At 49.7% G+C, this 13,038-nt stretch carries 6 protein-coding genes; 3 read left to right on the forward strand and 3 right to left on the reverse strand.

The window, feature by feature from the left end:
- Positions 1-54 precede the first annotated feature (54 nt).
- A complete protein-coding gene (locus NV381_RS01035; RefSeq protein WP_258211391.1) occupies positions 55-5,322 on the reverse strand; it encodes a lamin tail domain-containing protein in 5,268 nt (1,755 codons plus the stop codon).
- 363 nt (positions 5,323-5,685) lie between these two features.
- Complete coding sequence (locus NV381_RS01040; RefSeq protein WP_258211392.1) at positions 5,686-6,516, reverse strand: hypothetical protein; 831 nt, start codon at positions 6,514-6,516, stop codon at positions 5,686-5,688.
- A 139-nt stretch (positions 6,517-6,655) separates the two neighbouring features.
- Between NV381_RS01040 and NV381_RS01045 the strand changes: the two genes are divergently transcribed.
- Positions 6,656-7,330, forward strand: a complete 675-nt coding sequence (locus tag NV381_RS01045; protein ID WP_258211393.1) for a response regulator transcription factor — start codon at positions 6,656-6,658, stop codon at positions 7,328-7,330.
- Positions 7,320-8,708 (forward strand): sensor histidine kinase, encoded by a 1,389-nt coding sequence (locus tag NV381_RS01050; protein WP_258211394.1) that lies wholly within the window; start codon positions 7,320-7,322, stop codon positions 8,706-8,708. Before NV381_RS01045 ends, NV381_RS01050 begins: the two co-directional genes overlap by 11 nt.
- Positions 8,709-9,603: 895 nt before the next feature.
- Here NV381_RS01050 and glpK read toward each other — a convergent pair.
- Positions 9,604-11,094, reverse strand: a complete 1,491-nt coding sequence (gene glpK / locus NV381_RS01055) for a glycerol kinase GlpK (protein WP_258211395.1) — start codon at positions 11,092-11,094, stop codon at positions 9,604-9,606.
- A 254-nt stretch (positions 11,095-11,348) separates the two neighbouring features.
- On the opposite strand from glpK, the gene NV381_RS01060 reads away from it, so the two are divergent.
- A complete protein-coding gene (locus NV381_RS01060) occupies positions 11,349-13,022 on the forward strand; it encodes a glycerol-3-phosphate dehydrogenase/oxidase (protein WP_258211396.1) in 1,674 nt (557 codons plus the stop codon).
- The last annotated feature ends 16 nt before the right edge of the window (positions 13,023-13,038 follow it).

Below are 13,038 nucleotides of genomic sequence, written 5' to 3' on the forward strand. Positions count from 1 at the left end.
TCCTTTTATATGTGAGAAAGAATCAGAATCGATTTTCAGTTGGAAAAGACTGTTCTATTTAAACAAAGCGTTGAAAATGGCCTGAGCGCTCTCAGCTCGCGTTGCTGCAGAAGTCGGATCGAAGCGATCCCCTTCTTTGCCGCTAAGCAATCCTGCGCTGCGCGCCTTGGACACTGCATCAGCAGCCCAATTGGAAATAATCGCTGAGTCTTTAAATTCGCTGCCTTTACTAGGCTCAATCAAAGCTATCTTCCGCTCCCAGGCCCTTACCAGCAGCACTGCCATCTGCTCACGACTTACCGGCTCATTCGGCGCGAAGCGTCCCGGCTCCACGCCTTGGATAAGCCCATTTGCTGCTGCAGCCCCAACAGCTTCATTATACCAAGCATCAGACGCTACATCAGTGAAACCGGCCACCCCATTGGAGGAGGGGAGCTCGAATGCTCGAACGAGCAGCGCTGTAAATTCAGCTCGGCTTATGGGCTTGTTCGGTGCAAATGTATCTGGCGCGATGCCTTCAGCCACATGCTTCGCGGCAAGCACTTGCAGTGCTTCGTGTGCCCAATTGCCGGGAGGAACGTCGGAATATGATTTGCTATACTCCAGTACAACATAAGTGCCGAAACCTGTCAGTTGAGCCGTCAACATGCCGTCTTTTATTTTGCCGCCGATATAGCCAAGAGACCCGTCCGCATTGAAGCTGTAGAGCCCTAACAGACGAGAATCCCGCATGGCCTCCACTTTTATTTTCACTTCAGCAGATGAATCCAACTGCTCTAGTGTTGCTTGAATTCCATCAGGATTCACAACGGATAACCCGAACGAAAGAGCTCCGCTAGCCGCCTTATACTCCTTGGATTCCAAAGATGCCGATGTTGGCTTGAGAGTCACGATAATCTGTCCTTCTGAGCCCTCGGCTGCTTTAATTGAAGCTGCTGCCGCCTTTAACGCTTCAGCAGCAACGACCAGACTCGAATTCCCTTGCTCAATTTCAAGCGAGCTACCGTTCATCTGCTTCAGTAGGCTTTCGGAAATCGCCAGCTCGGTTTTTCCAGCAGCCAGCTTCAGTTTGACAGCTCCATTGCCAGCTTTGATCTCATCTGGCGTTACATGCTGCTGTGCAGGGTTGTTCGTCGGGATTGTCGGGTTAGTCGGCAAGACACCCGAATTACCGCTACCGCTGCCACTGCTCGTACTGTGATTCGATTGAACAGCAGCTACTGCAATGGAAGCCTTGAGCACACTCTCACCGGATGTACCGGTAATTGTTGCTGTCCCTGGTCTTATGCCCCGAATGTGGCCATTAGCCGTTACCTCGACAATCGACGGCTCGCTGCTCACCCACGTATAGCTTGAGGTTACGTTCTCAGCAGCGTTTTTCCCGCGATTAGCCAGAACGCTTGCCTGTGCCTCAGCTCCAGTTTTTAATTCCTGCGGAACCCCAGCTAAAGTCCGGGTATCATATAAACGCAACTGATCAAGGTTCAGGTCAAGCAACCGATCCATTGAATAAGCCGACATATACCGCGAATGGTTGGCACCCGATTCAAAGTTTATATACAGATGATCTGCGCCATTTACATTGCGGATGAACATGTTCTCAGCACCGGTCGGAATGTTAATGGAACCGGTTTTGTTTACGCCATCCAGCAGCCATACCGGAACTGTTACGCCACCGATCATGGTTTGCGCATTTTTCGTAGACAAGTCAGACACTTGGGGCATCGTATAGCGCAAAATGGAGTTATAGGACCGCCCTTGATTATAGGTTAGCAAAATCTCTCCCTTGTTGAACTCTATACCTTGGATTTTATCACCGATACTTATCACATATTTAGGAATAAATTTATCCATGCTTTCTTCACGGAAGCTCGGTGTACCGGATGGAAGCTGATCCCTGGAATCCAGCTCGTAGCCAGCGATCCACGACAGGTGGGTCTCCCCGTACCGGTTTTGCAGCTGGTGCGATGGATCGGTTGTATAGGCAGGCGGATTACTGTATTCTCCAACCCACAGCATGCCGTTGTCATAGGCCGTAAACGAAGAATTAGTCACAACTCCGAAGGAATCCGCAAATTGTGCGAAACCTTGGTCTGCCGAGTCAATCAAGGTCTGAATCGGCATCCGATACATTTTTTTCCCGGATGAAAGCCAAACATTTTCACGACTTACTGCAACACCGCCAGCGTGTCCGGTATATATCGTACCGTCCGGATTTTTCAGATTAACATACTTCACCAGAACGCCCGTTTTGGCATCAACTACCGCAAGCGTACTCGGGTCCCCTGAATAGTGGTATGCAGCCATCAGCAGCCATTCACGCTGGTCATCCTTATAATACGACATCCCTTGAGGTACATGTCCTTGTACAAGTCCAGGTATGATTGGGCCTTTCTCTCCAATATCCCAAGCTGCCTGATACCGGGAATGGGTCAGAGCGTTCGCAGGACTCGGATCTCTTTCTACTTGAGTCATGAGCATATAGGTTGGCTTAATGGTTGCCGATACACGGGTGGATTCATTGCCTGATTGGTCTATTGCGCTAAGCTCGAACTTCGTTGCAACTTCACCCAGAAGTGCCGGCATCTTGTACGATACAGCTGCTGCAGGTAACGTCAGCTCAAGCTGATCGTTCATGTACAGCTTGTACCCGGCCAAGTCTGATTCCACATTCGGCAGCCAGTTAATTGTCGCAGATCCAGGACCCGGTTCTACCTGAAACCCTGCAGGTGCGGCAGGTGCGATCTGGTCAGAGAACGATTCACGTGGAATTTGGGTGGAACCCACAACGCCAGGAGTCCCCGTTTGCTGCAAGCCTGAAATCCGCATTACGTTACCGCCAAACATCGGATAAGCATAGGTAATGCCTTTTTTCTCAAGAAATTGGCCTGCTGTATACGTTGCCGAAACGAGTACGGTTCCATTGGGTTCAACGATATCGATGATACCACCGCCGTTAGCTAAGCCACCCGCACCATCGCCGTATACGAAAGCGGATTCCGGTACATACTTGGCTTCCTGGAAGCCGTAATAGAAGAAATTAAAGCCATCCGCCTTCAGGTAGTTCAGTCCATTCGGACGCACCCAGAATTGCAAAGTTTTTCTGGGCTCTATAAGCGTCGGTTTGTTGAATGTCCACGACCAGCTTTTCAAAGCATCATCAGGCTGTGTGAAACGCACCGTTTTGCCATTGAGATCAAGTGGCTGCGAATGCGGATTGTACAGCTCAACGAACTCGTATGCATCATATACATCTCGCGACTCTAGCGGTTCCGTATTCCACGTGTCGGGAACGACCTCCGTAATGAGCAGAGCTGGCATTGCATCAGCAGTGGGCGTTGCAACGATCGGGGTCGTACGCACCGACTCTCTGCCAGCCGTATCGACCGCGCTCACCTGCAAGGAAACGGCCTTTTCATTTTCCAAGCCTTCAATAATGGCCTCGCTTTGTGGCATCAGCAGTTTACTTTTCACCACACCGTCCACATATACAAACACATAAGCAACATCAGGCTCGAGCATGTCGCTCCATGCTACCTTCACTCCACCAACACCTGCTGTGACCTGTATGCTCGAAGGCATTGCAGGGGCAGTTGTATCAGCCGGATCGGCTATTTTCTGTACCGGGTACAGGTAGCCCGGATTGGCCTGCGCAGAAAATCTTTCAGTTGAGACTACTCCATTGCTGCGGTTGGGAATGAAGTTAGCGCTGATGCTTTCCCCGACATCCTCTACGTTGTAGGTCGTGTCAGTAAGCACTTTATTATCGGGGTCCAGGAATTTCACCCCTCTTGCCGCTGTATTCGACATCCCGCCGTTTACGATCACGAACAGCTTATCCTCCGTTATCGAGCTGCCGTAGGCGAGATTAAACTCCGTCAGGCCGACCTGTTGTACGTTTGTGTTTTTGAACCAAATAATAAAAGTCCCTTGCGGTTCAACAATCTTGTCTTCCGTAATTGGATAAGGATCCGTTACCGCACTGTATTTTAATTTAAAGCCTTTAATGTTTATTGGTGTAGAGGTCGTATTATGCAGCTCGATAAATTCAAACGCATCGGTTCCTCCTGTTTTGTAGTCAATGTTCTTTGAATTGGGAGTCATTTCCGTAACCAGGAATGAAGGAGCTGCCTGTGGTTTTTGGGCAACTACAGCTGGTTTGGCGGACATTAACCCCGTCTGATTAACGGTGTAGACAGCGAATGTAACGCTTTGTCCATTCGTTAAGCCTGGCACTGCATAGGAGGAGCCAGTCACCAAATTCGGCAGCGGCACTCCGTTTTTATAAATGCGGTAACCGGAAACATCTCCTCCGGGAGATGCATCCCAGCTCAAACGAATCGCTCCATCGCGAGGGAGTGCTTGCAAGCCGGTTGTATTAGCTGGAATAGCTGGAATGCCTGCTCTTCCGGATACAGGAAGGGAAGCTGGGGATACATGTCCATCATTATAGACTGACGATAATGTGAACATATAGTCTGTTCCATTCGTCATACCTGTAAATGTGTATGTGGCATTGGTCACCGACGCTGACGGCAGCCCGTCCTGAGAATAAATGCGGTAGCCCTTCACATTGGAATCGTTGTTAGGTGTCCACGACAACGTCAAGCTGCGGTCTCCACCAACAGCAATCGCATCGCTCGGAGCTGTCCCCGGCACTTCATCGGAAGCAATACGGCCAGGCGTTGCCGTCTTATTTCCACCATTATGCACCATCGCGATGCCCGATGAGGGCTCTTTAAACGAAATACCTTTGTTTTCGAACGTATCGTCCTGACCATCTATGAAATAGGTGGCGGAAACAATCTCATTTCCAAGGGGATTAACTAGGCTAATGCTCACATTCTGCTGGGTGGGGCTTCCGTTGTACAAGCCTGATACATTTTGGAGGATATGAATACGGTTATCCGGCAGATCAGACGCAGAAATACCATAATTGCTTCTGAACTGATCACGCTTCAACCCCAGTGATGTGATCGTCGTGTTCTGTGTCCAGATCAATATCGTTTCACGCGGGGGAATACTCACATTACCACTAAGCGTTCCTTCCCATTGAGAGACGCCGGCTATTTTTCCCCGAAGCTTGTACCCGGATAACTTAACAGCTTGGTCTGTGGCGTTATACAGCTCGACATATTCGTAAGCATCATTTGCAGATACGTTTATCGAATCCGGTACCAACTCAGTGATTAGCACTGCGGGGGCCGATGGGGCCGCCGCAGCTGGTGCAACTGGTACAGCCGGTATGCCGATCAAGGCTGAAGCCGCAAATAGTGACATTGCAGCCGAAGTTACGACTGCTTGTTTGAACTTATGCTTCATAGTTCTCCTCCTCATTTTCACCAAACCGTTTCCGTTCGAAGAGATCGTCCATGTGAGTACACAAAAATGGAGACACAAAAAAAACCAGGCTTCTATCAGCCGGAGCGGATACCACGCAAAAAACGCGATCCGCCTAGCAAATAATAGATACCTGGGTTCTCTCAATGTCTCCACCCATGATCTTCAATTGGGAACAACCTTACACTGAAACCGTTTGCAACTTCACCCTATTATCAGTTCTAGCTTTAATAATTGCAAGAACTTTTTATAGCAAATTGAAAAATCAGCACGGAAATTGCGAGCAAAAATTGGGGATGCTTCGGCTGAAAGCTGGTGGTTGGCCTCACCTGACATCCCTTTTGCCTAATTGATCGTAATAGCAGAAATGCTTCCATTTGTTTTAAAATCCTGCGTGTAGATAACCGTAGCTGTCGCTGTAATGGTACCGTTTGGCCCTGTAATGGTTACTGTCGGATTAGAAGAATACCCCGATCCCGGATTTGTGATGGTTACACCCGTCACGACACCATTTTCAATTGTTGCGGTTGCAGTAGCTTTTGTATTTCTCCAAATTTCACCATTCCTTCCGTTATAACGATAATAATTGGAGACCTCGTCTAAACGTTCGTTTGTAATCCCATAGGGTGTAAGAACTTTAAGAAGAGCTCCTTTGTTTCGTTGAGCCAGTTCGGGACTGGGCTGGCTTTCCAAGCCTGCAGGAGTTACTCCGCTAAATGCTTCTCTAAATACTTCAGTAGGAACCCCAAGGGCTGCAGCAATAAGCACCACCGGTCTGCCTTTGTCCTGCGGGTCTGTGTTAAATCCATTAGATATAACTACAGAGGAGGTTACGGCTTGCTCTGAATTATTGCCGCTGCCTGCAGAGTCAACGGGTGCAGTCGTGCTTGTGGAGCCAGGTCCAAACGCTTCACCCTTATTTGTTTTTAATTCACCTGCTGGTCCCTCTTGGCGGCAAGCATCTCCTTTTCCATCCGCCCCACCTTTTCCCCGTTTCCTGCCATCCTCTCTTTTCGGTGTATCTTTATCCGCTTTGTTCTTTGCCATCCCGTCTGTTGCGTGCGAAGCAGTCGGCTCAGCCAACGCTTTGATATGACTGCCTAACGCAATTTCTCCACCCACTGCAAGAATGGCTATCAATGTACTGGCGATAATTATTTTCTTTTTTGTATTCATCTTAATCTTCCTTTCATCTCTTTGGATTTGATGTTCCTTGAAACCTATATTATCTTGACTTGGTGAAATTACGGTGAAAGCATGAGGACTTTCGATTATACTATTTTAAAAAGGATAAAACAGGAAATGGGGCAAGCCTATGAAAGTCTTATTGGCGGAAGACGATATCCGACTGGGAGAGCTGACCGTTCATATGCTGAAGAAAAAAGCGGGTTGTACCGTTGATTGGGTGACAACAGGCAATGATGCGTTCGACTATGCGATGGCTTCCAGCTATGATGTTGTCGTGCTCGATTGGATGATGCCGGACGGGAATGGCCGCGATACTTGCGCCAAACTCCGCAGAACGGGATATCTCGGTGCGATTCTGATGCTGACGGCGAAAGATGCACTACAGGATCGCGTTGAAGGTCTCGATGCAGGGGCTGACGATTATTTGGTCAAGCCGTTCGAAATGGACGAGCTTCTGGCACGCTTGCGGGCACTGATGCGCAGAAACTTCGTTCCCCTGCAGGAGGATGTAATCCGCATCCGCGATTTGGAACTGCAGCGGACGAATCAGATTGTCATTCAAGGTGCTCAAGAAATCCAATTATCCCCACGCGAGTTTCAAATTCTTGACCTGCTGCTGCAAAATAAGGGACGTACGCTGACCCGTGAGGTCATTTTGGACAAAATATGGGGTCTCGATGCGGAAGTGAACTTGAAGTCGATAGATGCTATCGTGAAATTAATCCGCAAGAAGCTCGACAACTCCGACTCAAGGGAGCTCATTCAGAGCGTGAGAGGTGTAGGTTATAAAATTGAAGCTTAATTGGAGCTCGTTAAAAAAGCGGCTATTCGAAGGCGATTTGTTCGACCGGACACGCAATAAGCTCTCTTTGCAATACAGCGGTGTGCTCATTATGTTTCTCAGCTTGTTCGTCATTATTGTGTATGTCTTATTGTATCTGTTCATCTGGAATGATCAGCGGGTTCGTCTGAATGAGCTCGCAAACAACGAAATTCGCACCCTGCAAAAGTGGGCTGACCAAGATAACAATCCTAACAGACGGCCTCCGCGCTCTATAGAGGATACCTTTTCAATAAGCACCGATCAATCGTTCTATTACTTAATTGCTGAGAATGGGAACATTGAGCTTGGGGGAGAAATTCAGCCGGAACTGCGCGCTCAGGTGATGGAGTCTATTAGGAAAGGTGATTTCAAGGGGAAAGGCATACAGAATATTACGATGCAGACCTTCGACACCCCGTCCCCCGATGAGCTAGGACGCCCGAAACAGGGAAATGCTGCGAGATTCCTAGTTACGCACCGGGATTTATTATGGAATGGGGCGAGGATCGGTACCTTATACACTGGAAAGGAAGTTACGTTTCAACATGATTTGTTTCGTTGGCTGCTTATTCTGCTAATAGGAATGGCGCTACTTTTCTTCATTCTGGCCTTATGGCTCAGCCATCTTATGTCGCGCAAAGCGATTATACCCATTGCCAGAGCATACGCAAGACAACGTGAGTTTGTAGCAGACGCCTCCCATGAGCTTCGTACTCCAATGAGCGTCATGCTGACATCGATTGAGTCGCTTCAGCTCGAAGCAAGCATCACTAGCGACCCCTTCTCGAAAAAAGTGCTGGAAGGTATGAAAGATGAGGTTAACTCAATAACGAAGCTGGTTGGAGAGCTGCTGCATTTGGCCCGCTCCGATTCAGGCGAAATCGTACTGGATCGCTCCTTGTTCAATTTGAGCGAAGCTGCTGTAAGTGTGATTCATAAGCTCCAGCCACTAGCCCAATCGAAAGACATTGCCATAAGGTTGCATGCTCCCGATGACTTGACAGTGAATTGGGACGCGGAGAAAATGACGCAGCTGCTCGTTCTGCTAATCGAAAATGCGGTTAAATACACGCCGGACAATGGCTCCGTAACTGTAGTGCTTGCAGATGAGAGTGAAAAAGGCGTTCACATTCTTACTATCGAAGTTAAAGATAGCGGTATCGGTATTGCCGCTGAAGCGCTTCCTCGCATTTTCGATCGTTTCTATAGGCAGGATAAATCGAGAACTCGCCAAAACGGCGGTCACGGCCTTGGTCTCTCTATTGCCAAGAACATCGTGGATGCAGGTCGAGGTACTATTCAAGTGGATAGCACAGTAGGCAAGGGAAGTACGTTCAAGGTGCGTATTCCATTGTAGCTGCAGCGTGTGGCCATCACTCATTTAGCCCAATATTACAATGGATTTGCGTGGATGGGGTTCGACCGACCACCATCCAAAGCGCGCTCTGGAGCCGCGTGCGTTGGATGTGTTAAATAGAGCGGGCAAGAGATGGATGAGAATTTGACAAGCTGTTGATCGTCTGCAGCCATTTACAGGAATTTCTCCCTCTAATTTTGCTGATATGGGGGTTATTATTCAGGTTAACTGGAATTTCCCAGCAAGAGGGCTTTTATAAAGAATTAGATGGAGGTTTTCCATCAAAATGGGGATTTCAGCGATTATGCGGCTAAATAGCAGGAGGTTTTCCAGTTAAGGGCTGCCAGCTTGGGGTTGCAGCTCGGGCTACCCGTTCAAGGGGCCTAGTTCGGGGCAGCTCCAAGTTGCCCGTCTTGGGCAGACAGTTCGGGGGCCAGTTCGGGGCAGTTCCAAGTTGCTCGTCTCGGGCAGACAGTTCGGGGGCCAGTTCCAAATTGCCCGTATCGCTGTCAGCTAGGGCAACTCCAGCTTGCTCATATCGGCTGACAACTCGGGGGACTAGCTTCAGATTGCCCGTATCGTCGACAGTTCGGGGGCCAGTTCCAGGTTGCCCGTATCGGGCTGCCAGCTCGGGGGGCCTGCTCCGGATTGCCCGTATCGGGCTACCAGCTCGGGGGGCCAGCTCCAGGTTGCTCGTCTCGGGCTACCAGCTCGGGGGACCAACTCCAGGTGCTAGCTCAGGGTTACCTGTGCTTGCATTGAGCTGTGCAGCGTTCCGATGCCCAAATAATTGTGTAACGGGTCCCACATTGTGGGGCCCTTAGTTGAATTTTTAATTATGCAAAAAGAAGCAGCTCAAGCGCTAGCTGCTTCTTTGCTTGCATATACACCACAATTACCGGCCCAACTGGTAAGCTACCGCACGCTGCCAGCCGGAAACCGCCTGCTTGCGGTAAGCCTCGTCCTTAGCCGGGCTAAAGGAGCGGTCGTATCCCTTCAGCTGCTCCAGCTCGGATAAATCGCTCCATAATCCGACTGCCAGCCCAGCAAGAAACGCAGCTCCGAGTGCTGTCGTCTCTATGACCCTAGGCCGAGTTACGGCAACTCCAAGCAGATCTGCTTGAAACTGCATGAGGAACTCGTTCTTAACGGCTCCGCCGTCCACCCTCAGTTCTCGCAGATGTATACCGGACTCTTCCTCCATCACTTGAAGGACTTCGCTGCTTTGGAAGGCTATCGACTCCAATGCAGCTCTAACAATATGCGCTCTGGTTGAAGCGCGAGTCAAGCCCGTAATCATGCCGCGTGCATCGGGCTCCCAATACGGCGTACCCAAGCCGGTAAAAGCCGGCACGAAATAGACGCCCTCCGTATGCTCTACCGATCTCGCGATAGCTTCTGTCTCAGCGGCGCTTTCGATAATGCCGAGCCCATCGCGAAGCCACTGCACAACGGTGCCCGCATTGAATACACTGCCTTCCAGGGCATAATAAACTTTGCCGTTCAAGCTCCAGGCAATGGTCGTAATAAGCCCTTTCTCCGACATGACCGGCTTCTCCCCGGTTTGTTTAAGTACAAAGCAGCCCGTACCGTACGTATTTTTGGCCATCCCTTCAGTGAAGCAGGCTTGACCGAACAATGCCGCCTGTTGATCTCCGGCAGCACCAGCAATTGGAATGCGAACAGCTGCTGCTGCACCCAGAAGCTCTGTATGTCCGTACACCTCGCTGGATGATTTAACCTCCGGCAGCATCGCCTTTGGTATATTTAATTGTTGCAATATGTCATCATCCCACTGCACGGAATGGATATTGAGCAGCATGGTCCTTGAAGCATTGCTCGCATCGGTCACATGCTGGCGGCCTTCGGTCAGCTTCCAAATCAGCCATGAATCGATAGTGCCGAACAGAGCCTCTCCCCGCTCTGCCTTAGCCCTGATATCAGGATTGTTGTCCAGCAGCCATTTCAGCTTCGTTCCCGAAAAATAGGCGTCAAGCACCAAGCCCGTTTTGTTCCGGATAATCGGCTCCCAGCCCTGATGCTTAAGCTCCTCACACATTGTGCTTGTTCTGCGGCATTGCCAAACAATAGCCCTATGCAGCGGTTTGCCGGTCAGCTTATCCCACACCACTGTCGTTTCACGCTGGTTGGTAATACCGATTGCTGCGATTTCCTCCAAATCAATCGACTTTACCGCTTCGCGAAGTACTTCCAGCTGTACCTGCCAAATTTCCTCCGCATCATGCTCTACCCATCCGGATTTCGGAAAAAACTGCGTAAATTCCTTTTGCGCCGTGCTGACAATAGCCCCTTGCGGATCAAAAACTATGGCCCTACAGCTCGTTGTCCCTTGGTCTATCGCCACAACATAACGTTTTTGTTTCATGGCTTCTCCCCCCCTGCCACAATCCTTAACCGATAAAAAACGCTTACACAGATGCAATCTAACACACTATCATTTTGACTGTCAACCGTATTGATTAATCTTCCTGAGCATGATATGATACGCACTAACAAGTTAATAATCAGGTCAGAGAACCAGAGAGACCGAAACATACCCAATGTATAAGCCATGCAATGGGATCATGTTTGCGGTCTTTTTTGTTTGTAATCATATAGAAAAAAAGGATGGGATTGTTAATGGGAGCACATTTTTCAAGCGAGCAGCGTATAGCGAATCTAAAAGAGCTTGGTCAACAAACATTGGATTTATTGGTTATTGGCGGAGGGATTACAGGAGCAGGCATTGCCCTGGATGCACAGAGCCGCGGTATGAGTACAGGCTTGATCGAAATGCAGGACTTCGGAGCTGGTACTTCCAGTCGTTCAACCAAACTTATTCACGGCGGACTTCGCTATTTGAAGCAGCTGGAATTTAAGCTGGTCGCCGAGGTCGGTAAAGAGCGCGCAATCGTTTATGAAAATGCACCTCATGTAACAAATCCTGAATGGATGCTGCTGCCTATTATCCAAGGTGGAACGTACGGCAAGCTGGCAACTTCAGTAGGGCTGCTGGTTTATGATCTGCTGGCTGGAGTACGAAGACAAGAGCGCAGAATTATGCTAAACAAGGACAAAACATTGACGAAGGAGCCCCTGCTTCGCAAGGATATGCTCAAAGGCGGAGGGTACTATGTCGAGTATCGTACAGATGATGCTCGTTTAACGATAGAAACGATGAAGGAAGCAGTGAAGCGCGGGGTGAAAGCCGTCAATTATGTAAAGGCTGAAGAGCTTATATATGACCAAGGGAAACTGGTCGGCGTCAAAGCTGTTGATCAGTTAACCGGTTTGAGCGTGGAAGTGCGCGCCAAACGGATCGTCAACGCAGCTGGTCCATGGGTTGACACGATCCGTGAAATCGACGGCTCCAAGCAAGGAAAGCGGCTGCATCTGACGAAGGGCGTTCATCTTGTAATCGACGGCAAAAAATTCCCGTTGAATCAAGCCATCTACTTCGATACGCCTGATGGACGGATGGTGTTCGCAATTCCGCGCGATGGTAAAACTTATATCGGAACAACGGATACGAACTACGTCGGCGATATCGTTAATCCACGAATGACTGTAGAGGATCGGGATTACATATTGCGCGCGGCTAATTTCATGTTCCCGACATTGAAGCTGGACCCGAATGATGTGGAGTCCAGCTGGTCGGGGCTGCGTCCGTTAATCCACGAGGACGGCAAATCACCTTCCGAGCTATCGCGTAAGGACGAAATCTTTATCGCACCCTCGGGCTTGATCACTATAGCCGGAGGCAAGCTGACCGGCTACCGGAAAATGGCCGAGCGGATCGTCACCCTGGTCGCCTCGCAGCTGCAGCAAGAAGGGCATGCCCCATTCCCTGGCTGCAAGACGGACAGCATTCGTCTCTCCGGCGGAGAGGTCGGAGGGTCGAGTGGTTTTGACGCATTCGTCAAAACCAAGATCAGAGCTTGCGTCAGCGCCGGATTGAGCGAGAGCGAAGCAGCCGTTCTCGTACACCGCTACGGCTCCAACGTAGACCGTGTGCTTGAGCTATACATCGCACATCGCGATGAAGCCAAGCAGCATGGACTGCCTGCCGCTTGGTTCGCTGCCCTGCTCTATGGAATCGAAGCGGAGATGGTTGTTACGCCGCTGGACTTTTTCATCCGCAGAACAGGCTCGTTATATTTCAATATAGACGCTGTAAAACGTTTGAAGCAGCCGGTAATGGACTACATGGCTGCACGGTTCGGATGGGAAACTTCAGTTTCAGCTGGGTTGATGCAAACTCTTGACGGTCACATCCATGATGCAACGGAGCCATTGAAGCAAGAGAAAGCTTAAGACATAGTAAGCATGT

Source organism: Paenibacillus radicis (ex Xue et al. 2023) (assembly GCF_024722015.1).
Lineage (GTDB): Bacteria > Bacillota > Bacilli > Paenibacillales > NBRC-103111 > Paenibacillus_S.

What these genes read in the sequence shown, in the direction of transcription:
- NV381_RS01035 (WP_258211391.1), bottom strand. Translation starts at nt 5,322, where the DNA reads ATGAAGCATAAGTTCAAACAAGCAGTCGTAACTTCGGCTGCAATGTCA.
- NV381_RS01040 (WP_258211392.1), bottom strand. Translation starts at nt 6,516, where the DNA reads ATGAATACAAAAAAGAAAATAATTATCGCCAGTACATTGATAGCCATT.
- NV381_RS01045 (WP_258211393.1), top strand. Translation starts at nt 6,656, where the DNA reads ATGAAAGTCTTATTGGCGGAAGACGATATCCGACTGGGAGAGCTGACC.
- glpK (WP_258211395.1), bottom strand. Translation starts at nt 11,094, where the DNA reads ATGAAACAAAAACGTTATGTTGTGGCGATAGACCAAGGGACAACGAGC.
- NV381_RS01060 (WP_258211396.1), top strand. Translation starts at nt 11,349, where the DNA reads ATGGGAGCACATTTTTCAAGCGAGCAGCGTATAGCGAATCTAAAAGAG.